Source organism: Acrocarpospora macrocephala, assembly GCF_009687865.1.
In the GTDB taxonomy this organism is placed as follows: Bacteria; Actinomycetota; Actinomycetes; order Streptosporangiales; family Streptosporangiaceae; genus Acrocarpospora; species Acrocarpospora macrocephala.
On the sequence record NZ_BLAE01000104.1, the window covers coordinates 1 to 22,202 of the forward strand.

At 67.4% G+C, this 22,202-nt stretch carries 21 protein-coding genes; 4 read left to right on the forward strand and 17 right to left on the reverse strand.

The window, feature by feature from the left end:
* Positions 1-1,137: pyridoxal phosphate-dependent aminotransferase (locus Amac_RS50310; protein ID WP_155361527.1), on the reverse strand; the 1,137-nt coding region annotated here is incomplete at its 3' end.
* Between the two features lie 167 nt (positions 1,138-1,304).
* On the opposite strand from Amac_RS50310, the gene Amac_RS50315 reads away from it, so the two are divergent.
* From Amac_RS50315 to Amac_RS50330, 4 genes are all read left to right on the forward strand, one after another.
* Positions 1,305-2,684, forward strand: coding sequence for an aldehyde dehydrogenase family protein (locus tag Amac_RS50315; RefSeq protein WP_155361528.1), 1,380 nt, complete (start codon positions 1,305-1,307; stop codon positions 2,682-2,684).
* An 87-nt stretch (positions 2,685-2,771) separates the two neighbouring features.
* Positions 2,772-4,520 carry an AMP-binding protein gene (locus Amac_RS50320; protein ID WP_246269221.1) on the forward strand — a complete coding sequence of 583 codons (1,749 nt, stop codon included), beginning with the start codon at positions 2,772-2,774 and terminating at the stop codon, positions 4,518-4,520.
* Between the two features lie 356 nt (positions 4,521-4,876).
* The gene (locus tag Amac_RS50325; RefSeq protein WP_155361530.1) at positions 4,877-5,482 is read left to right on the forward strand and encodes a TetR/AcrR family transcriptional regulator; all 606 of its coding nucleotides are present in this window, start codon (positions 4,877-4,879) and stop codon (positions 5,480-5,482) included.
* Positions 5,479-7,050, forward strand: coding sequence for an MDR family MFS transporter (locus tag Amac_RS50330; RefSeq protein WP_155361531.1), 1,572 nt, complete (start codon positions 5,479-5,481; stop codon positions 7,048-7,050). The genes Amac_RS50325 and Amac_RS50330 overlap by 4 nt, the downstream gene beginning before the upstream one ends.
* On the opposite strand, the gene Amac_RS50335 is transcribed toward Amac_RS50330, so the two are convergent.
* The 16 genes from Amac_RS50335 to Amac_RS50410 form a co-directional block, all read right to left on the reverse strand.
* A complete protein-coding gene (locus tag Amac_RS50335; protein WP_155361532.1) occupies positions 7,047-7,772 on the reverse strand; it encodes a FadR/GntR family transcriptional regulator in 726 nt (241 codons plus the stop codon). The two genes, Amac_RS50330 and Amac_RS50335, sit on opposite strands and share 4 nt — an antisense overlap.
* A 135-nt stretch (positions 7,773-7,907) precedes the next feature.
* A complete protein-coding gene (locus Amac_RS50340) occupies positions 7,908-9,014 on the reverse strand; it encodes a Gfo/Idh/MocA family protein (protein WP_218041759.1) in 1,107 nt (368 codons plus the stop codon).
* Between the two features lie 21 nt (positions 9,015-9,035).
* A complete protein-coding gene (locus Amac_RS50345) occupies positions 9,036-9,851 on the reverse strand; it encodes a carbohydrate ABC transporter permease (protein ID WP_155361534.1) in 816 nt (271 codons plus the stop codon).
* Complete coding sequence (locus Amac_RS50350; RefSeq protein ID WP_155361535.1) at positions 9,848-10,792, reverse strand: carbohydrate ABC transporter permease; 945 nt, start codon at positions 10,790-10,792, stop codon at positions 9,848-9,850. The genes Amac_RS50345 and Amac_RS50350 overlap by 4 nt, the downstream gene beginning before the upstream one ends.
* Positions 10,789-12,081 carry an extracellular solute-binding protein gene (locus tag Amac_RS50355; protein ID WP_155361536.1) on the reverse strand — a complete coding sequence of 431 codons (1,293 nt, stop codon included), beginning with the start codon at positions 12,079-12,081 and terminating at the stop codon, positions 10,789-10,791. The genes Amac_RS50350 and Amac_RS50355 overlap by 4 nt, the downstream gene beginning before the upstream one ends.
* A 93-nt stretch (positions 12,082-12,174) precedes the next feature.
* Positions 12,175-13,713 (reverse strand): xylulokinase, encoded by a 1,539-nt coding sequence (locus Amac_RS50360; protein ID WP_155361537.1) that lies wholly within the window; start codon positions 13,711-13,713, stop codon positions 12,175-12,177.
* Between the two features lie 15 nt (positions 13,714-13,728).
* Positions 13,729-14,796, reverse strand: coding sequence for a zinc-dependent alcohol dehydrogenase (locus Amac_RS50365; protein WP_155361538.1), 1,068 nt, complete (start codon positions 14,794-14,796; stop codon positions 13,729-13,731).
* A gap of 97 nt (positions 14,797-14,893) precedes the next feature.
* Positions 14,894-15,670, reverse strand: a complete 777-nt coding sequence (locus Amac_RS50370) for a class I fructose-bisphosphate aldolase (protein ID WP_155361539.1) — start codon at positions 15,668-15,670, stop codon at positions 14,894-14,896.
* Between the two features lie 30 nt (positions 15,671-15,700).
* Positions 15,701-16,708, reverse strand: coding sequence for a zinc-binding dehydrogenase (locus Amac_RS50375; protein WP_155361540.1), 1,008 nt, complete (start codon positions 16,706-16,708; stop codon positions 15,701-15,703).
* Between the two features lie 149 nt (positions 16,709-16,857).
* Positions 16,858-17,817, reverse strand: coding sequence for an acetylxylan esterase (locus Amac_RS50380; RefSeq protein WP_155361541.1), 960 nt, complete (start codon positions 17,815-17,817; stop codon positions 16,858-16,860).
* Complete coding sequence (locus Amac_RS50385) at positions 17,817-18,743, reverse strand: amidohydrolase family protein (RefSeq protein WP_155361542.1); 927 nt, start codon at positions 18,741-18,743, stop codon at positions 17,817-17,819. The genes Amac_RS50380 and Amac_RS50385 overlap by 1 nt, the downstream gene beginning before the upstream one ends.
* Positions 18,744-18,747: 4 nt before the next feature.
* Positions 18,748-19,413, reverse strand: coding sequence for a type 1 glutamine amidotransferase domain-containing protein (locus tag Amac_RS50390; RefSeq protein ID WP_155361543.1), 666 nt, complete (start codon positions 19,411-19,413; stop codon positions 18,748-18,750).
* Positions 19,414-19,422: 9 nt separating this feature from the next.
* A complete protein-coding gene (locus Amac_RS50395) occupies positions 19,423-20,463 on the reverse strand; it encodes a phosphotriesterase family protein (RefSeq protein WP_155361544.1) in 1,041 nt (346 codons plus the stop codon).
* 5 nt (positions 20,464-20,468) lie between these two features.
* Complete coding sequence (locus Amac_RS50400; protein ID WP_155361545.1) at positions 20,469-20,891, reverse strand: DJ-1/PfpI family protein; 423 nt, start codon at positions 20,889-20,891, stop codon at positions 20,469-20,471.
* An 18-nt stretch (positions 20,892-20,909) separates the two neighbouring features.
* Positions 20,910-21,338 carry a GlcG/HbpS family heme-binding protein gene (locus Amac_RS50405; protein WP_155361546.1) on the reverse strand — a complete coding sequence of 143 codons (429 nt, stop codon included), beginning with the start codon at positions 21,336-21,338 and terminating at the stop codon, positions 20,910-20,912.
* A gap of 14 nt (positions 21,339-21,352) precedes the next feature.
* A complete protein-coding gene (locus tag Amac_RS50410) occupies positions 21,353-22,096 on the reverse strand; it encodes an SDR family NAD(P)-dependent oxidoreductase (protein WP_170323061.1) in 744 nt (247 codons plus the stop codon).
* Positions 22,097-22,202 lie beyond the last annotated feature (106 nt).

Consider the following 22,202-nt stretch of genomic DNA (forward strand, 5'->3'; position numbering starts at 1 on the left):
GAGTTCGGCTTGGGGGTGGGTGGGGGCGCAGAGGTAGGTGTAGAGGCCGATGAGGAGGCGTTGGACGTCGGCGTGGGGGCGGACTACCAGGCGGAGGAATTGGCTGGTGGTGCCTAGTTTGTTGCCGCATTCTCTGACGAAGACGCCGTGTTCGGACATCAGGTAGTCGCGGAGGTCGCGGCCGTCTTTGCCGGGAGGGAGTTTGACCAGGACGAAATTGCCTTGGGAGGGGAAGACGGTGAGGCCGGTCAGGGAGCGGAGTTGGCGGGTCATGGTTTCGCGGTCGTGGGCGAGCAGGCGGAGGCTGTGCTGGTATTCCTGCATGTGCTCTTTGAGCATGAAGACGATGACTTCGGCGAACGAGTTCAGGTTCCATTTCGGCACGGATTTACGGATTTTTCCGGCTATGGCGGGGTTTGAGATTAGGTAGCCGAAGCGGATGCCGTGGAGGCCGAAGTTCTTGCCGAGGCTTTTGAGGACGATCACGTTGGGGCGGATGGCGGCCTGGTCGGCGACGCTGGCGTAGGGTTCGGCGTCGACGAACTCGATGAAGGATTCGTCCACGATGACCAGGTCGAGGTCGGTGAGGCGGTCGAGCATGCGGATGACCTCGTGCCGGGCCAGGTAGCCGCCGTCGGGGTTGTTGGGGTTGCAGATGACGGCCACCTTCGACCCGCGATCCCGTACGAAACGGATATACGACTCGACGTCCAGCCGGAAGCCCTGAGTCTCCAGGAGTGGGTACATGTCGACGCGTTTGCCGGTTTCCAGGGGCTGGTCGGTCCAGCGGCCGAAGGTGGGGACGGGGATGGCGAGGCTTTCGCGGACCATCAGGTGGTCGATCCAGGTGATCAACTCGGTGGAGCCGTTGCCCATGGCGACCGTGGCGGGGTTGAGGCCGAGCGTCGAGCAGAGCTCCTTGGTGATCGTGTCGGAGTCGCTCGGGTAGTACTTGAGCACGTCGACCAGGTTCCGGCTCAGGCCCTCGAACATGTCCTTGGTCGGGAAGTACGGGTTGCACGGGATGCAGAAATCCACCAGATCACGCCGATGGCCGGATGAACCGCGCTTCAGTGCGAAGTACGACGGGCTGTGTGCGCCATTTCGCAACAACGCCAGATCGACGGATCCGCTCAACTTGCTCCACCTCCTCAGGGCGGGCCCCTTGGCCCGTTCCGGTGATGCACTGAGGAGTACGCGCCACGCCGTACCAGAGTTCAACGGGGTACGGAGGCGTTCTTGACCGGTATTCCGATGGTGACTAGGTTCTATTGATTATCATGAAATAGAAGGTCGGGACCTGCGTGACGGAACGTTCGGAAGTGTTCATCGGTGGGCGTTGGGTCACGGGGACGGGTTCACAACTGATCGAGGTGCGCAATCCGGCGACGGGGGCGCGGGTGGGCCGGGCCGCGCTGGCCTCGCTGGCCGACATCGACGACGCGGTGGCGGCGGCGCGGGCCGGTTTCGAGTCCAGGATCTGGGCCGATGCCGCGCCGGAACAGCGGGCGCGGGTGCTGCGGACCGCCGCCGACCTGCTGGAGAAACGGGCGTCGGAGATCGCCCGGCTGATCACCTCCGAGCTTGGTTGCCCGATCGGGTTCAGCGACCGGGTGCACGTGCCCGATGCGATCAGGCATCTGCGGTATTACGCGGATGTGGCGGAGAACTTCCCGTACGACGAGCGGCGCACCGATGGCGTCCACACCAGTTTGGTCACGCGGGAGCCGGTCGGGGTGGTGGCGGCGATCACTCCCTGGAACGGGCCACTCAGCATGCCCGCCCTCAAGGTGGCCCCTGCCCTGGCGGCGGGCTGTTCGGTTGTGCTGAAGCCGTCGCCGGAGACGCCGCTCACCGCCTACCACCTGGCCGAAGCGCTGACCGAGGCGGGCCTGCCGGAGGATGTGCTCAGCGTGCTGCCTGGGGATCGGGCCGCGGGGGCGCATCTGGTCGAGCATCCGCAGGTGGACAAGGTCGCCTTTGTCGGGAGTGGCGTGGCCGGGCGTGAGGTGATGGCCGCCTGCGCGGACCGGATCGCGCGGCTGACGCTGGAACTGAGCGGGACGTCGGCGGCGATCATTCTCGATGACGCGGATCTCGATCAGGTGGTTGCCGCGTTGCTGCCGGTGGCGTTGCTGGACAACGGGGCGGCGCGTATCGCGCAGACGCGGCTGCTCGTGCCACGGGCGCGGGAGAACGCCCTGGTGGAGGCGGTGGCGGAAGCGCTGCGCGGGCAGCGGGTGGGGGATCCGATGGATCCGGCGACCACGGTCGGGCCGATGGTCGGCAAGCGGCAGCGGGACCGGGCGCGGAGCTACATCGAGCAGGGCGCGGACGCGGGTGCGCGGGTGGTGACCGGTGGTTCGCTGCCGGCACTGCCGGGGTGGTTCGTGGCGCCGACGCTGCTGGCCGATGTTCCCGGCGGGTTGGCCCGGGAGGAGGTCTTCGGGCCGGTGCTCGTGGTCATCGCGTACGACAGCGAGGAGCAGGCCGTGGCGATCGCGAATGATTCGCGGCGGTCGGCGTCGGTGTGGAGCGCGGACGAGGGGCGCGCGCTGGCGGTCGCCCGGCGGGTTCGGAGCGAAATGGTGAGCTTGAACGGACGGCCGCAGGCATTCGGCGGTTTCAAGGAAGATTTCGGCATATATCTGGAGAGTAAGTCGATCGCTCTTTCTGGTCGGTGAGTAATCCGTCTGATGAGCGTTGCGCCCACGACTGGGCGGGCAGTTCCGGGATCATCGGAAGCCTGGTCGGAGCGAAAGGGCGAGCTTGTGAGGCACTACCGTGACCTGCGGCCGACCTTCGGTGACCGGGAGGACTGGGCGCTTCCGACCGTTTTGCGACATCAGGCGGCGCATCGGCCGGACGCGGTGTGGCTCGATGCGCCAGAAGAGGGTCGGACCTGGACGTTCGGGCAGATGCTGGCTGCCGCCGAGACGGTGGCGCGCGCCATGCTCGCGGCCGGGGCGGTGCCGGGCGACCGGGTTGTGGTCGTGGCGGGGAACTCTTCCAGGTTCGTACGGACCTGGCTGGGTTGCGGGATGGCCGGGCTGGTGGAGGTACCGGTCAACACGGCGTACGAGGAGGAGTTCCTCGCCCACCAGATACGGACGATCCGGGCGAGGTACGCCGTGGTCGACGACATCTACGCCGAACGATTTGTCCGAATAGCCACAGCGTCCACGGACATCGAGAAGTTCTGGGTGATCGATACCGGTAGCCGCGATCATGCCATTGAGGTCCTGTGCAGCGCGGGCTGGGAGGCCGTGCCCTGGGAGGACCTGGAGAACGATTCATCCACGGGGGAGACGCCCGAGACCACGGGGAAGATCCCCGAGGCTGTTGGGGAGATTTCCGAGGCTATGGAGAAGATCCCCGAGGCTACGGGGGAGATCCCCGAGACCCGACCGTCGAGCCCTTCCGACTTGCCGGTGGTCAACCCGCGTGACCTGGCCTCGGTCCTGTTCACCTCTGGCACGACCGGCCTGTCCAAAGGTGTGGCCATGCCACACGCCCAGATGTACTTCTTCGCCGACCTCTGCGTCTCCCTCACCCGATTGACCCCCCAGGACGCCTGGATGGTGGTCACTCCACTCTTCTATGGAAACGCCCAGCTGATGGCGGCCTACCCGACCCTGGTAGCTGGCGCCAGATTCGTCCTGCGCAGCGGTTTCAGCGCATCCGACTGGATCGACCAGATCCGCGAAAGCCGCGTCACGGTCACCACCTTCGCCGGCGCGATGATGGACGGCATCTGGCGGCAACCCCCACGTCCCGACGACGCCGACAACCCCCTGCGCTGCGTCTTCGCCGCAGGTGGCGCCCTGTCGATCCAGGAACCCATGCGCGAGCGGTACGGCATCGAGGCGTTCGTCGACGTCTTCGGCCTGACCGAGATCACGGCCCCGATCATGACGCCGTACGGAGAGGACCGCCCGCCGGGCGCGGTCGGCCTGCAAGCGGACGAATGGTTCGACGTCGCCCTGGTCGACCCCGAAACCGACGAGGAGGTCCCGGTCGGCGTGACTGGCGAGCTGATCGTCCGGCCGAAGGTCCCGTTCATCTGCAGCACCGGCTACTACAACATGCCCGACATCACCGTCGAAGCATGGCGCAACCTCTGGTTCCACACCGGCGACATGCTGCGCCGGGACGCGGACGGCTGGTTCTACTTCGTCGACCGGATTAAGGACAAGCTGCGCAGAAGCGGCGAGGACATCAGCTCCTTCCAGGTGGAACTGGCGATCCTGGCGCACCCGGCCGTCGAGGAGTGCTGCGTGATCGCCGTACCCGGCGAAACAGGCGAAGACGAGGTGATGGCCTACCTGATCGTGCGGGAGGAGGTCACCCCCGAAGAAGTCTGGGAATGGTGCGACACCCGCATCCCCGACTTCGCCGTCCCGCGCTATCTCCGATTCGTCGCGGACCTCCCGAAAACACCATCACAGCGCGTACAACGCAACACCCTCCGCGCGGCCGGGGTCACCCCCGACACCCAGGACCGCACCTCGTCAGGCTGACATACGCGCCAATGCAGACGAGCCATCCGACCGCGAGGCGCCCCCATGATCGAGCGCCGGATCTGAGGCGGGATCCGCGGGTGGCTGCGCACAGCCCGTCGGTCGTGACCGATCTGCTCGTGCTCTGGGCCGGGACCGCCGCTGGCGCACCCTTGAAGATCGACGCGCCAAACGACCTCAGGCGGATGATCGGCAGTTCCGGTCGCTCTTGTGCTGGTAGGAGGCAATCGATCCGGGGCCACACGATCCGAGCGGCCAGCCGGAAATGCCGCGAAAATGCTGACAAACCACCCATGCCACCACCGCAGATGGATCTTGCACTTGGGCAAACTTGCACTAATGCATAGAGTGCATGCATGCACGCATCATCGCCCGGGCTCAGAGAACGCCACCGGCTCAGGACGATCAAGGACCTGAACAGGGCAGCAGTCGAGTTGGTGATGGAACACGGCCTTTCGGCAGTGACCGTCGAAGCGATCGCCGACCGCGCGGGCGTATCAAGACGCACCTTCTTCAACTATTTCGCCACCAAAGAGGACGCCGTCCTGGGCACCCGCACCCCCACGGTCCCCGAGGACGCCCTGAACCGTTTCCTCGACGGCGACGAGAACGACCAGTTCACCCGCACCATCCGCCTGATCGTGGCGATTCTCCGCTCGACGATCGCCGACAGCTCGTCCTACCGGGAACGCGCGGCCCTGACCCACCGCTTCCCCGAACTGCGAGAACGGCTGTTGCACCACGTCTCCGCAGCCGAACGCCTGGTCGAAACGATCCTCGACGACAAGCTGTCAGCCTCCGGAGCGGCCGCACGCGAATCCTCACGCGCCCTGCTGATGCTCGCTGGCACCGTCCTGCGATTCGTCTACGCACGCGATCCAGGCAGCGTCGAACCCGATCAAACCGCCGCCATCGAGTCGGCCATCGCCACATTCAAAAAGGTCCTGGAGGACATTTCATGACCCTGTCCGCCCCCACGGAGGCGCCCCCACAACAGAGCCCGACCCGCAGCCTCAAACTGCTGTTCGCCGGCCTGATGGTGACGATGCTGTTAGCGTCACTGAACCAGACCGTCCTGTCGACCGCCCTGCCGACCATCGTCGGCGAACTCCACGGCGTCGACCACATGACCTGGGTCATCACCGCGTACATCCTGGCCTCCACGATCATGATGCCCGTCTACGGAAAGATCAGCGACCTGGTCGGCCGGCGCCCCGTCCTGATCGCGGCGATCCTCGCGTTCGTGGCCGGCTCCGTGACGGGCGCTCTAGCGGGCACGATCGAGTGGCTGATCGTGGGTCGTGTCTTCCAGGGACTCGGCGGCGGCGGGCTGATCATCCTCTCCCAGGCAGCGATCGCCGACGTCGTCCCGGCCCGCGATCGCGGCAAGTACATGGGAATCATGGGCGCCGTCTTCGCCTTCGCGTCCGTGGCCGGACCGCTCCTCGGCGGCTGGTTCACCGAGGGTCCCGGCTGGCGGTGGGCGTTCTGGATCAACATTCCGCTCGGGGCACTGGCCATCGTCGCGGCAATGCTCTTCCTGCGCATTCCCCGGCGTACGGGCGCCGAACGGCCGCGGATCGACTACCTGGGCATGGCGCTGATCGCCGCCGCGACGACCGCGCTGGTGCTGGTCGGCACCTGGGGCGGCTCCCAGTACGACTGGAGTTCCCCCGAGATCATCGGGCTGAGCGTCTTCACGGTCGCCGTGGCCGTCCTGTTCGTATTCGTGCAGTCCCGGGCGAAAGAACCCGTCATCCCGCTGACCTTGTTCAAGGACCGCAACTTCAACTTGGCGACCATCGCGGCCCTGTTCACCGGCGTGATCATGTTCGGATCCATCGGATACATGCCCACCTACCTGCAGATGGTGACCGGCGCCAACGCCACGCACGCCGGTCTCCTGATGATCCCGATGATGGGCGGCCTGCTGCTGGCGTCGGTCACCTCAGGCCAGATCGTCTCCCGGACCGGAAAGTACAAGCTGTCCCCGATCATCGGCTCCCTCGTCATGGGCGCCGGCCTCGTCCTGCTGTCGACGCTCGAAGTCAGCACACCCACCCCGGTCGCCTGTGTCTACTTGGGCGTGTTGGGCATCGGCGTCGGCATGACGATGCAGATCTTGGTCCTGATCGTGCAGAACTCGTTCCCCATCACCCAGGTGGGCACGGCGACGGCGGCCACCAACTACTTCCGCCAGACCGGCGCCACGCTCGGCTCCGCGGTCGTCGGCGCGGTGTTCGCGGCCCGCCTGACCTCGTTCCTCGCCGAGAGGTTACCGGCGAGCGCCGGCACCGCGTCCGGTTCGAACTCCTTCACCCCCGCCCTGGTGAACTCGCTTCCCGCCGCGCTCCGGACACCGATCATCAAGTCCTACAACGAGGCCCTGCTCCCGATCTTCCTGGTCATGGCCCCGCTCGCCATCCTCTCCGTGGCCGCCCTGTGCTTCGTGGTCGAGAAACCGTTGTCGACCACGATCGAGCAGGCTGACTCGCTCGCCGAGGGCCAGCTCATCCACGAGAACGGTTAGCCCCAGACGATGGGGGCGGCCAGGGCTCCGGGGTTCTTGTTTTCGGCCTGGCGGATGTACTCGTTGATGTGTTCGGCCATCGCGGTGGCTGCGGCTTCGGGGGAGCGGTCGGCCAGGGCCTGGTAGATGCGTGTATGGGTTTCGTGGACGGCGGAACGCCGTACCTCAAGATGGCCGATGGCGGAGTTGTCCAGGATCTGGAGCAGGGCGTCGATCAGATAGCGGAACATGGGGTTGCCCGAGCCGCGGGCGATCAGTTCGTGGAAACGTTTGTTCTCGGCCAGGAAGACGTTCTGGTCGTCCAGGTGATCGCGCATGGTGTCGAGACTGGACTTGAGCCCGGCGAGCTGCTCCGCGCTCAGCCGCTCGGCGGCCAGGTGCGCGATCATCGGCTCCAGGCTGGAGCGGGCCTCGTTGATCGTGCGGAACGGCGCGTGCTCGAACTGGAGCAGCAGGGTGAGTGTGGTGGCGAGGCTGGACGCGTCGGGCTGCTGGACGACCGGCCCGCCGCCAGGGCCTGGCTTGAGCGAGAGCACCCCCTGGAGTTCCAGGAACCGGAGGGATTCGCGCAGGGTCCCGCGACCCACCTCGTACGTGTCGAGCATCACCTTCTCGGGCGGTAACCGGTCACCGACGGTATTACCCCGCCGGTTGATGTCCGCGACGATGCGCTGGGCCACCAGCATGGCCGTCTTCTGCGGACGCAATGAGCCCTGTGCCATATCTCAGGACCTCCGGGGGCATCGGCCCGCACGCTCGGTGTGATGATCCGGTAAGAATAGTCTTTCCCACGGGGAACCGGGCCGAGCATGCCGAAGCCGCCGGTAGGCCTCATTGCCCTCCGGCGGCTCCGAGTATCAGAAGGACGATTCCAGCTCGATCGCCCGTCCGGTTCGTGCGGACTCGTGCGCTTTGAGCATGATTTCCAGTGCGTGCCTGGCCACATCGGCGCCCATCACCTCGGTCGCCGTACCCGCCACCAGATCGGCGAGATGATCGACCAGCAGCGCCCGCCGCAGCTTGTCCACCCGCTGCTGTGCGGGCTCCAGGTGCGCGAGATCCACATCGATCCACCCGCTCAGCCCGCCGACCGCGTCCAGCAGGAACAGGTCGATGGTCCGCCCGCCGTTCTGGTTGATGTTGTTGGGCAGGTTGAGCGTGCCCGCCCGCCCGAACACCTCCAGCCGGGGCCCTTTCGCGGCGTTCACGTTGAACGTCCCGTCCACCACCGCGAACGTCCCGCCCCCGAAGTCGAGCATGATCAGCGTGTTGTCATCGGTGGTAACCGTGATCTCCTTGCCTGCGAAAGGCCCGGAACGCACCACCCGGGTCGGTTCGGTGATGCCCGAGAACGCGCTCACCCGCTTGGCCGGGCCGAGCAGGCCAAGCACCTCCGTGATGCCGTACACACCGACGTCGAAGAGCGGCCCCGAGCCCTCCTGGTAGAACCAGGTCGGGTCGGTCGGCCAGTTCATCATCGACGCCGGGCCGCCGTGCGAGGCGCGGACCTTCGCGAACGCCACCTTTCCGATGCGGCCTTCGCGGATCAGCCGGGCGGCCTCGATCCTGGTCGGGTAGAGCATGTTCGGCGGCGAGCAGACGACCTTCAGCCCGCCCTCCCGCGCCGCCTCGATGATGGCGTCGGCGTCGGCCATCGTCGTGGCCAGCGGCTTCTCCGTCGCGAGATGTTTGCCCGCCCGCAGGATTTGCAGCGACGTGGACCCGTGCGCCGGGATCGGCGTCAGGTTCAGCACCGCGTCAATGTCCGCGCCGTCGAGCATCGCCTCCAGCGAGGAGTACGTCTCCGCCGCCCCGAACCGCTTCGCCGCGTCGATCACCCGCTCCTCAACGGGATCGGCCAGCGCCACCAGCTCAACTTTGTCCGCGATGTGGTGCAGATTGGGCAGCACCCCGTAGTCGACGGTGGCGATCGCGCCCACACCCAGCACGCCAAGCTTCAACACAATGAATCCTCTCTAGCGGGGTCAGCCCTTGACGGCGCCCGCGACCATGCCCTGCATCAGCCGCTTCTGGACCAGCAGGAAGAACACCACCACCGGAATCGTGAAGATCACGCTCGCCGCCATCACGCCGCCCCAGTCCGAGTAGTAGCTGGAGAAGTACTGCTGCAACGCGACCGGCAGCGTCTCCCGCTCCGACTGCTGCATGTAGGTGGCCGAGAACATCAGCTCATTCCAAGAGGTGATAAATCCGTAGATGGAGCTGGCGGCGAGCCCGGGCCAGACCAGCGGGAACACCACGAGCCGGACGGCTTTCAACCGGCTCGCGCCGTCCACCATCGCCGACTCCTCCAGCTCAACCGGGATGTCCAGGTAGAAACTCCGCAGCATGTACGTCGCGAGCCCCACCGTCAGCGCCAGATGGGACAGGATCAGCCCCTGATAGGTCCCCAGCAGATCGGTGTTGCGCAACACCACGAACAGCGGGATCACCAGCACGGTCTGCGGCAACATCTGGATCGACAGGATCACGATCAGCAGGTAACGCCTGAGCGGGATCTTGTACCGCGCCAGCGCGTACCCCGCCAGCAGCGCGATCACCCCGGTGATCAGCGTCGTCGCCCCGGCCACCAGCACCGAGTTCAGGAACTGCCGCGGCACCGGACCATCGAACAAATGCAGATACCGGTCAAAGATCGGCGAAGTCGGCAGGAACTCCGGCGTCTTCGTGAAGATGTCCGCGTCCGGTTTGAGGGACGTGACGACCATCCAGAAGAACGGGAACAGGCTCACCACGACAATGCCCAGCATCGCCGCATAAAGGAGCACACGTTTCGTCACTTGTCCTCCTTCGACAGCCGCACGTAGACCGCCGTGATCCCGGCGAGCAGCACGAAGGTGACCACCGCCATCGCCGCCGCCGCACCCTGATCGAGCACCGTGAACGCCTGCAACCAGGTCAGCAGCGACAACACCTCGGTGCTGTGGCTCGGCCCGCCCGGCGGCGTCGTCATCACCAGGAAGTGGTCGAACGACTGGTAGGCGAAGATCGTCGACATCACCCCGAGGATGGTCAGCAGCGGCTTCATCATCGGCAGCCGGATCCGCAGCAGCAGCTGCATGAAGTTCGCCCCGTCCACCCGGGCCGCCTCCAGCACCTCACCGCGCGTCGCCCGCAACCCCGCCAGCATCGAGATCGCGATGAACGGCACCGAATGCCACACCACCGCGATGGTGATCGCCACCAGCGAGCTGAACCCGCTGTTGAACCAGGCGTAGCCCTGGAACTGGTCGAAGCCCAGGCTGACCAGCAGCCAGTTGGCGATGCCGTACTGATCGTTGAAGATCCACTTCCAGACGATGCCGGACGCCACCCGGGGCATCGCCCACGGCAGCAGCACGATCACCGTCACGATCCTGGTCAGCCACGACCCCACGTCCAGCACCAGCGCGACCGCCAGGCTGATCAGCAGGGTGCAGCAGACGCAGACCACCGCGAAGAGCGTGGTGCGGATCAGCGCGGCCACGAAGTAGGGGTCGGCGAACAGCGCGGTGTAGTTGTCCAGGCCGTTGAACGGGCCCGAGATCAGATACTCGCCCTCGTGGAAGGAGAGCCAGATGGTTCGCACGATCGGGTAGCCGACCACCCCGACCACCACCGCGAGCAGCGGGGCGAGCAGCAGGCTGGGCAGGCCGAACCGGTCGAGGCGGAGGGAGCGCCGGGGGGGACGAGCGCGCTGGGGCGCGCCCGCCCTCCGGTTCTCCTGTGCGGTGAGGGTCATTGCTGACCGATCGCCGCGTCAATCTGGCCGGCCAGCTCCTGCATGGCCGCCTCGGCCGTCTTCTGACCATTCATGATCGACTGCATCGCGTTCACGATCGCGCCGGTGCCCTCCACCTTGCCCCAGGTGGACACGGCCGGGATCGACCGGGTGTTCGGCGCCTGCTCGGCATAGGCCTTGAGCAGCGGCGCGGAGAACGAGCCGGTGGTGCGCTCCTTCTCCAGGGCGTCCGTGGTGGCCGGCAGCAGGCCGATCTTGGTGGTGACCGGGACCAGGTTGTCGGTCCGCATCATGAAGTCCACGAAGCTCTTCGCGGTCGCCTTGTTCGTGCAGCCCTTGAAGATGGCCAGGTTGCTGCCCCCGGCGAAGGTGTCGTTGTTGCCGCCGGGGCCGCTGGGCATCGGCGCGGTGGCGAGCTGCGCCTCCATGCCCGGGTTCTGGGCGATGATCGTCTTCAGGTCCCAGCTGCCGCCCACCATCATGCCCACCTGGCCGAGCGCGAACGCCTTGGCCGCGTCGGCGCCCTGCCAGGTCACCGAGCCCTCCGGCGCCAGCTTGTGCTTGGTCAGCAGCTCGGCGTAGAAGGTGAAGGCCGCGATCGCCTCCGGCGAGTTGACCTTCGCGGTCCAGGCGCCGCCGGAGTTGGTGGCGATCTCGCCGCCCCAGTTCCAGATCATCGGCAGCCAGTACCACTGGTTCCCGCCGACGATGCCGAACCCGTTGACGCCCTCGTTGGCCTTCTGCACGGTCGTCGCCGCGGTCAGCACCTCATCCCAGGTCTTCGGCGCCGCGAGCCCCGCCGCGTCGAAGAGATCCTTGCGGTAGATGAGGGCGCGCACCCCGGTGTCGTACGGCACCGCGTAGGAAACCCCGTCGAGCACGGTCGAATCGATCATGCTCTGGGTGTAGGTGCCCTGCATCGAGGCCGGATCCTGAGCGATCGGCTCCAGCGCCTTGAGACCCGCGAACTCCGGGCTCCAGGTGTTGCCGATCAGCGCCACGCACGGCACCGTGCCGCCCGCGATGCTGGTCAGATAGGTCTTGTGCGCGTCCGCGCCGAGGAAGCGCAGATTGACCTTGGTGCCCGGGTGGGCGGTCTCGTAGTCCTTGGCGAGCTGGATGACCACCGGCTGCTGGGTGGCGCCGATCGGGTCGCCCATCCAGACGTCGATGGCTCCGGTGACCTCGCCACCGGTCGCGGGGGCGGGGGCGTCCTCCCCGCAGGCGGACAGCAATAGCAGGCCCGCCGCGGCGGACGTCGCCGTCAGAATTCTCCATCGGTGTTGCATCTTCACTCCTGGCCTGGCGTTCTCGGTAGCGGTGTATGAGCGCCCCCGCGCGCTTTGCGTTGTCTGGGAGAGGTGCGCGGCCTTGAGGCCGGGCTACCGGGGACGTCCACGTCCGGGAACCGGCCGTGACGACTTGTGGGGTTCCAGGTTGTTTCTGGCCATGACTTCGGCCAGCTGGAACTCCTCGTAGAGCGGTTGGTACCTCCGGACCAGATCCGGCTCGGCGGGCACGGTTCTGGTGGTTCGCACCCATCGGTCCATGAGGGCTGCCACGCCCTCGTCGCCGCTGGGGTCGATCGCGGTGGCCGCGATCATGGCCGTACCGAGCAGGCCTGCCTCGGTGGTCTCCGGCACGAGCAGGTCGCGCTGGAGTACGGCGGCCAGGATCCGCAGCCACGCCCCGCTCCGGGCTCCGCCGCCGACGGCGACGAGTTCGGCCGGGTCACGGCGGTCGAGCTCGGTCGCGGCGATCGTGCGCAGCCACATGGCCGTGCCTTCCAGCACGGCTCTGGCCAGGTCGGAGCGGTCGTGAGCGAGGGTGAGGCCGAGGATCGAGCCTCGGGCCGACGGGCGTGCGGCGTCGCCGCGTTCGCCCATCAGGTGGGGGAGGAATTTCACGCCGCGCGCGCCTGGGGGGACTTTTTCGGCGGCGGTGGCGAGGGTGGGGGCGTCGCCGCCGACCAGGTCGGCCAGCCAGGTGAGGGCGGAGCCGGTCGCGGTGGTAGCGGCGAAGCAGAGGGGTTCTGTGAGGTTCACGGCGGTTTGCGGCGACGCGAATCCGCCGATGGCTCCCGCTGTGCCGAGATAGACACAAGCCCTTTCCGGGAGTACGGCGGCTGCGCCGAGAAGGGTCGCCATCCAGTCCCCGGTCCCGACGGCCACCGGGGTTCCGGCGGCCAGACCGGTCAGGGTGGCGGCCTTGGGGGTGATCTCGCCCGCGAGATCGAGCGGTTCACGGATCGGCGGCAGCTGTTGTACCGAAATTTCGGCATATGCGGTCACGGCGGAGGACCAGGCGTGCGGTTCGTGTGACGCATTCCTGGCGTCGGGCGAAATATGCCCATTTGCGGGTGAGGGCTGGTGCGAGCCCAAGCCCTGGTTCGAGCCCGGTGATCTCCAGGCCTGGTGTGAGCCTGTGCGAGGTGATCTTGGCTCGGTGAAGCCGGTGCCTCCCGCGTCGTAGCGGTCGGTGGCGATTTGTCCCGTCAGGCGGTAGCGGAGGAAGTCTTTGACTGGGAGGTACCAGCGGGTCTTCGCGGCGGCTTCCGGGTTTTCCGCCACCCACCAGCGCATTCGTTCGACGCAGGAGCCGTCGGCCATCGGGCGTTGGTCGGGCCAGAGTAGAGCGGGGCCGGTCACCGTGCCGTTCTCGCCGACGGGAACCAGGGTGTGCATGAAGCCGCAGACCGCCACCGCGCCGATCAGTTCGGCGGGAATGGGGCCGTTGAGTACATCGCGTACGCACTCGACCAAGGCCAGCCACCAGCGCTCGGGATCGGCTTCGGCGGCGACGACGTCAGGGTGGTCGATCACGGTCCGGCGGGCGGCTTGTCGCAGCAAATGCCCATCGGTGTCGAAGACGGCGGCCTTGGTCCCGCTGGAACCTTGGTCGACGGTGAGTAGGTAGGACAAACGGGATCACCTCCGTCAGGGTTGGATGAGGACTTTCATGGCGAGCGAGCGGTCCTTCTCGTCGGCGGCGACGAAGCCCTCGACGATCCGGTCCAGCGGGTAGCGATGCGTGATGAGCGCGTCGGCGGCGACCGTCCGGGAGGCCACGAGATCGAGCGCGGTCGCGTACTCCGAAACGCCCCGGAAGCTCCCGTAGCTGTTGGACCAGTGCAGCGAGACCTCTTTGACGTACGCCAGATGTGGTTCGAGCCGCGGCGGCTCCGGATAGACGCCCAGCACGCAGACCTGCCCCCCGGGCGTGACCAGCTCCACCGACTGCTGGAGGGTGATCTCCGGTATGGCCACCGCGTCCACGACCAGATCGGCGCCACGCCCTTGCGTCAACTCGGCCGTCGCCTTGGCCACGTCCTCGGCCCCGACCAGCACCGCCTCGTCGGCGGCCCCGGCCTTGATCGCCAGGTCGAGCGACTCCCGACTCATCCCGGTGAGTAGCACTTTCAACCCATGAGACCGCGCGACCTGGCCCATGGTGAGCCCCATCGTGCCCGCGCCCAGAATCACCGCCGTGCTCCCCGGCGGGGTCTCCACCAGGTTGTACGTGTGCACGCCGCACGCGTAACAGTCCAGGATCGCTCCCGCCGCCAGCGAGACATGATCAGGCAGCGGATGCGCACGCTCGGCCGGACACAGGTCGTACTCCGCGAAGCCTTCGCTGGTCACATGCGTGTCACCGACGTAACCCCGCCGCTGACACAGATGCGTACGCCCCGCCGCACACGCCGGGCAAACCCCGCAATTAATCAGATGCTTCGGCTCGACCGCCACCCGCTGCCCGACCTTCAAACCGGTCACCCCGGCCCCGAGCGCGGCCACCTCACCGGCGAGCTCATGCCCGTCCCGTCCGGGCTTGTCCGCACTGTGCTGCCACGGCCCGAGCCCGCGAAAGGCCAGCACGTCGCTCCCGCAGATCCCGGCCGCACCGACCCGGATCAGCACCTCCCCGGGCCCCGGCTCGGGAATCGGCAGGGTTTCGACGCGGATGTCCCGGCCCCCATAGAAGACAGCGGCGTGCTGAGTAGACATCGGCCCTCCTATTAATGAGAAAGTCGTGATCTGGACAGCCGCAGCGGTGAGTCGTCTGGTCGGCGGCTATGCGGCTGGCTGTGGGACGGGTTTCTGATTAACCGAGCGGCGGGTTCAGGTGTTTTGCGGCGGACTTGACACTCGCGCCGCCGTGGACGATCTCCACCAGCGCGGCCACCATGCGATCCGGGCGTTCGGCCTCGACGATGTTCCGCCCGTAGACGACGCCACGCGCTCCGGCCTCGACGGCGTCGGCCGCCATCTGGAGAGCGTGCACCGGGGTGGGCTTCATCGGACCCCCCAGGGCGAGCACCGGGACCAGGCAGCCCTCGACCACGCTGCGGAACTCGTCCACGGTGCCGACATACTGCGCCTTGACGAAGTCGGCGCCGGCCTCGGCGGACAGGCGCGCGCCGTTGGCGACGTTGGTCAGCGTGTGGGCTTCGACGTCCTTGAACGACACCGGGATCGGTTCCGCCATGACCGGCATTCCGTATTTATCCGCTTCGGCGCAGAGTTCGCGGAGTTCGCCGAGTTTGGTGACCGACGGGTTGCCGGGGAAGACCTTGAGTTCGAGGGCGTCGGCGCCCCAGCGGACGGCTTGGCTCACGCCGTACTGGGCGGAGGGGATCTCGCTGTCCAGGGCCAGGATGAGGCCGGTGCCGCCGAGTTCGGCGGCGGCGGCGCGGGCCAGGCCGATGGTGGCGAGGATGGCGTCCACGCCGCCGTCGACGATGCGCCGGACCGCCGCGCGGCCGTTCTCCAGGCCGGGGGCGACGCCCTTGATCCCGGCGTCCATCGCGGCGATGACGGCCCGGCCGTCGGGGGCGAAGACGTGGTGCATCCGGCGGCGCGGCCAGCTGGTGTGGGTCATGACTTCCTCAGGTGGGGGAGAACGGGGGTCTCAGAGCTCGGACACGACTAGGGATTTGAGACCCTTCTGCTGCCTTGTGGTCTCGAAGGCGTCGGCCACCGAGTCGAGCGAGAAGCGGTGGCTGATCAGGGGAGCGACGTCGACCAGGCCGAACTCCAGGAGGCGGAGCGCGGTGGCGAAGTCGTGCGGGATGAAGTCGTGGCTGCCGGTGATGGCGACCTGGTCGTAGTGGGGGACGTCGGGGTTGAGTTCGACGACGCCCTTGGGGTGGGTTCCGGCGAACAGGTTGACGGCGCCGTTGCGGGCGACCAGCTCGAACGCGGTGGAGATCACGGCGGGGGCGCCCACGGTGACGATGACCACGTCGGCGCCGCGCCCTTCGGTGAGCGCGAGTACGGCGTCCCGGTCGGAGCCCTCGATCGTGTCGTGCGCGCCCAGGCTCCGGGCGGTCTCCAGCCGTTCGGGCTTCAGGTCGGCGACGATCACGCGGGCTCCCCGGGAGCGCGCCACCTGGGTGTGCAGCAGCCCGATCGGTCCCGCTCCGACGACGAGAACGTTGCAGGTCAGCGGCATCGGCAGCTGCCGGTGCGCGTTGACCACGCAGGCCAGCGGCTCGCAGAACGAGGCCGCCTCCAGGCTCAGGCCGTCCGGCACCTTGCGCAGCTGGGTCACCGGCATCACCGTCGCCTCGGCGAACCCGGCGATGGGGAATTTCACCAGGTTCTCGCAGAAGTTGGCCGCGCCCCGGGTGCACTCGTGGCAGCGCCCGCAGACGCCGCGCCAGTCGAGCACCACCCGGTCCCCTTCGGCGAAGCCGCCGGTCGGGCCCTCGCCGAGTTCGCTGATCACGCCGGCGACCTCGTGGCCGGGGGTCCAGGGGGCTCGTTTGGCGGCGCCGGAACCGGTGTAGCTGCGGATGTCGCTGGGGCAGACGCCGGAGGCGTGGATGGCGACGACCGCCTCGCCGGCCCCGGCGCGAGGCTCTGACACGTCCTCGATGCGCAGGTCGTTGTGCCCGTAGAGCAGTGCGGCCTTCACTCCAACTCCTTCTCTGCTAATCAGACTGTCTGCTTGTCTGGCAGGTTTGAATTCTGACTTCCGGCCCCAGAGCTGAACAAGGCTCTGGGCTGTATCTTATTTGTCACGTTTTGGTGTATTAAGCAGCTTTAAGCGGGGATTGAGAGTTTTTACCCAAAAAGCTGGCGCAGGACGTGGATCGTGCGGAGCTGATCTTGCGGTCCGCCGCCCTCGTGGTTGTTGTACGGCCACTCGGTGATGTCCTTCTCCCCGCCGTACGCGTTGAAGGCCGCGTACACGGTGGAAGGAGGGCAGACCCCGTCCATCAGGGCCACCGAGAACGAACCCCGGCAGGTCGCGCGGGCCGCGAACGCGGTGGCGTCGAAGTAGTCGAGCGTGGCGAAGGCGGTCTCGTGTTTGGTGCGGTGGATGGAGCACCAGCGGACGATCTCGGCGTACGGCTCGCGGTCGGTGATGGCCGTGCCGCGGCGGAAGGCGCTCAGGAACGGGACGTGCGGGATGGCGCCCGCGATGTCGTCCCGGATTCCCGCTGTGACCAGGGACAATGCGCCGCCTTGGCTGCGGCCGGTGACGGCGATGCGGGTGCCGTCCACGTCGGGGTGGGCCTTGGCGGCGTCGACTGCGCGGATCGCGTCGACATAAAGGCGGCGGTAGTAGTAATCGTGTGGATCGGTGATGCCTCGGGTCATATATCCGGGCACGGCGGGTCCGGTCGCCGAGGGGTCGCCGGTGTCGCCCGCGCGCCAGCTGCTGCCCTGTCCTCGGGTGTCCATCACGAAGTGCCCGTATCCGGCGGAGGCGTACGCCAGGGACTCCAGTGGAATGCCGCGCCCGCTGCCATATCCGAGATATTCGACAACGGTGGGCACGGGTCCGGTGCGATTCCCCGGCAGGAGCAGCCAGCCCTTGATCGGGTCACCGCCGTACCCGGCGAATGTCACATCGAAGGCGTCCACTGTGCGCAATTCGCCGTCGTATGGCGTGAATTCCGGGTTAAGGCTGCCGGTCTCCTTCAGCGTCTTCGCCCAGAACTCCTCGAAATCCGGAGGTTCCGGATATGGATAGCGATAGGCCCTGAGTTGCTCCAATGGAAGATCGAACTGGGCCATCAGATCACCTCCTTGAACAGGCGCGCGGGGTTGTCCACAGCTACGACCTGCATCGATGTCGGGCCGAGCACGCCGGTCGCCTCGTCGAAGCAGGCCTGTACGGTGTCCGCGTCCACGAACGGGAAGTCGGAGCCGACCAGCAGACGTTCGTCGCCGGTCAGGAGGGCCACCGAACCCAGCGCGTACGGCGTGGTGGCCAGCGCGAAGTCGTAGTAGAACGAGCGCATTGTCCGGTAGACGCCGTCGACCTTCGCCAGTTCGGGTAGAGGTTCGGCGATGGCCAGGCGTCCGGCCAGGAACGGCGCGGTGCCGCCGCAGTGCGAGAAGATCCAGCGGATCTGCGGGAACCTGTCCGGAACCCCGTTGAGCATGAGGTTGACGAGGGCGCGCGTGCTGTCGAAGACGTACTCGATCAGGGAAGGGCGCAGGTCGATCTCGGCGGCGGGGTAGTGCACGGGCAGGGTCGGGTGCACGTGCACGACGGAAGACCGCCGGTCGAGCTCGGCCAGCAGCGGGTCGAAGGCCGGATCGCCCAGGTATCGACCGGCGTAGTTCGTCAGCAACCCGACCCCGGCGAACGCCTTGCCGGAACCGACCCGATCCAGCTCCGCCAGCGCGTCCTCGACGGACGGCAGCGGCATCGCGACGAAAGCCAGGAACCGCCCGGGATGGGCGGCGACCGTCGCGGCCAGGTCGTTATTGGTCTGGCGGCACAACTCCCTGGCCAGGCCGGCGTCGCCGAAGAAGAACCCCGGCGAGCCGGCCGACAGGATCGCCAGGTCGATGCCGACCCGGTCCATCATCGCCAGCGAGTCCCGCGCCGACCATTCGGGCAGCCCGATGCCAGGCTGCGCGCCGATCCCCAGCTCGGCCAGCCGATCACGATATTTCGGAAATATCGCGTGGTGATGGACGTCAACCTTCATGTCGTTAGTTTTCGAGAACCGCGTAGGCGCGGTAGTTGGCGGACCCGGGACCCGCGGCGCGGTTCTTGAGGATCGCGGTCGCGTTGTAGGCGGGAGAGGACGCGGGCGGGTCCGCCGCCGCCGGCAGCGCGGTGCCCTTGGCCGGATCCCGCGCCAGCAGCGCGTCCTTGATCGCCGCGCAGAACTCCGGCAGGTCGTTGGGGAGCCGCGACGTGATCAGGTTGCCATCGATCACGACGGGTTCGTCCACATACCGCGCCCCCGCGTTGATCACATCGTCCTTGATGGTGATCACGCAGGTCGCGTCCCGGTCCTTGACGATGCCCGCCGTCGCCAGCAGCCACCCGGCGTGGCAGATCGCCGCGACCAGCAGCCCCTTCGCGTCGGCGTCCCGCACCAGCTTGACCATGTCCGGATTTCTGCGCAGATACTCCGGCGAGAACCCGCCCGGGATGATCACCGCGTCGACCGAGTCCAGATCGACGTCGGCCACCGTGAGATCGGCGCGGGCGGGATAGCCCAGCTTGCTGGCGTACACCTCGTCCACGGAAGGGCCGACCACCCGCACGTCCGCGCCCTCCTCACGGAACCGGAGCACCGGATACCAGAGCTCCAGCTCCTGGTAGAGATTCTCGACGAGCACGATGACGCGTGCCTCGGTGAGCTGCACTCTCGCTCCTCAGACCTTGATCGAAAGAATGCGGCGCGGGTTGTCGACGAGGATCGCCTGGATCTGCTCGTCGGTGACGCCCTTGCCCTTGAGCCGCGGGATGAAATGGGTGAACAGGTAGCCCAGGTCGACCCGCTCGTTGGCGAGCTGCGGGTCCGACTCGGTCACGTCGGAGCGCGGGTTGTAGAACCAGCGGTCGTAGGAAAGCACGATCTGGCTGCCGAAACCATCCTCAAGCAGCCCGACCAGCGCGTTGGCCATCAGCTCGTCCAGCTCCTCGGCCGTCTCCACCCGCCACGGAATGCCGATGTGGTCGATCTGCACGTTCGCGCCCCGGTTGAGGATCTCGCGCAGCTGGTCGTCGTTGGGCTCCACGAACGCGTGCCCAATGATCACCTTCGCCGGGTCGGCGCCCTCCTCTTCAAGGATGTCGAGCTGCTCGATCCCCGGATTGGTGACCCGGTAGTCCATCGGGTCGGTGTGCGTGTTCACCGCACACCCGACAATCCGTGACGCCCGCCCGGCCGCCCGGATCACCCGGTCCTCGACCTCGTGAATGCGCCGCCCGTTCGGCCCGACCGGGCTGGGCATCGGCGTCACGCTCTCCTGCCCGGTCGCGATCTTGATAGCCCCCGCCTTGTACGGCGTCTGCTGCCAGGCGAACACCATGCCCTCGGTCAGATCCTTGACGAAGAAGTCGGTCAGCTCCGCCACGGTCTGCCGCCGCCAGTAGTACGGCACGCCCATGCGCTCCGGGAAGAACCCCGTGATCGCGATCACGTTCAGCCCGGTACGGCGCGCCACCTCCGCCATCAACTCCGGATGCCGCCCCACCTCGGGCGGCGTCATGTCGACCAGCGTGCCGTACCCGTGGTCGGCCATGCCCTTGCTGACCTGCCCGGCGATGAACGCGACATTGTTCTCGTAATCGAGCACGGTGCGGTGGTCGAGCTCGGCGCCCGGGTACCCGTAGAGCAGGTGTTCGTGCGTGAGGATGATGCCGGACTTCTCCGGCGAGACGTCACCGAGAACGGTCCTGAAGACTTCCATGGGGGCTACTCCTGTGTCAGCGTGCTGCGGATGGTGCCGAAGAAGGGGGCCAGGTCGTCGGTGCCATCGGCCCGGATGATCCGGTCGTTCTGGTCCGGCAGGGCGGTGTCGATCACCTCGGCTCCGTTGCCGACTGCGGCGACCAGGCCGCCCGCCGCGTGCACGGCGGAGACCAGCGCGACCTGCCCGGCCGAGGCGAGCGGGCGTTCTCCGGCGGCCACGCCGGGAGCGACGATCAGTGCGATCTGGGCGGGATCCACGGTTTCGGTGTCGGGGATGACCGGGTAGCCGAGGATGCTTTCGGTGGCTTCGCCGACGATGTGCACGGTCGCCCCCTCCTCGCGGCTGCGCAGCACCGGGTACCAGAAGTCGAGCTCCTGGTAGCGCGGATAGGCGAGCACGACGACCTTTCGCTGAGCCAGCGACATGGACTCTCCTTGGATGGGTTACTTGGGTGTTAGGGCGGTTAGTCCCGCTTGCGCGCAGGCGAGGTCGACGGAGGGGGCGGCGCCGCTGACGCCCAGCGCGCCGACCAGCTGCCCGTCCACCCGGATCGGCAGGCCGCCGGCCAGGATCACGATCCGGCCGGCGAGCGCGGACGTGAGTCCCCAGTCGGCGGCGCCCGGTTTGGTGACTTCGCCCCACGCGTCGGTAGGGGCGTTGAACGCGGCGGCCGTAAAAGCCTTGTCGATCGCCAGTTGCAGGGCGACCGGGCTCGCGCCGTCCATCCGGCTCGCCACGATGATCTGGCCACCGCGATCCACCACGGCGACGCCCATCGTCTTGCCCAGCCGCCGCGCCTCCGCCTCGGCCGCGGCGGCGATCCGCCGGGCCAGGTCGAGGGAGACGGTGGCTTCGGTCAGCAGGTCGGTCATCGCAGGCTCCAGATTCAGGACGCGAGCAGGCCGCCGTCGACGACGACCGCCTGCCCGGTGAGGTAACGGGATCCGGGTGACACCAGAAACTCGATCACCGCGGCCACATCGTCGGGTTCGCCCTGCGCCCCGAGCGGGATCCGGGCTTCCAGCGCCTGCTGGGCGCCGTCACGCCCACCCACCCGCTGCCAGTACGGATCATTGAACGGCGTGTCGATCCACCCGGGACAGACACACGTGACGGTCACCCCGTCCGGGCCGAGCGCCACCGCGAGCGACCTGGTCAGCGCCACCAGCCCACCCTTCGAGGCGGCGTACGCGAACGACCCGCCGCCACCACGAAACGCCGCCGTGGACCCGGTCAACACCACCCGGCCATGCGGCGAAGCCGCCAAAGCGGGCGCGGCGGCCTGAGCCATCAGGAACGGAGCACGCAGGTTGAGCGCCATCGTGCGATCCCACTCGGCCACCGTGAAATCGGCCAGCTCCGTCTCCACCAGTAACCCGGCGCAGAACACGACCGCGTCCAGCCGCCCGTGCGCGGCCAGCGCGTCGGCGACCGCCTGGCCAGGCCCTTCCGGGGTCGACAGATCGCAGTACGACGACGTGCCCAGGCCCGAATGCTCCGCTTTGACGACCTCGGTGGCCCCCGCAGCGTCGATGTCGGCCACGTGCACTCCGGCTCCGGCCGCGCGCAGCCGTGTCACGGTCGCGGCTCCGATGCCGCTGGCACCGCCGGCGATCAGCACGGATGTCACAATCACTCCAACCTGTCGGACTGCCTGACATCATGACCCCGCGTCTCAGCCATTTGCAAGGGTGTTCTGCCCGTAAATGTCGCTAGTTGACACTTTCAGAGCGCTC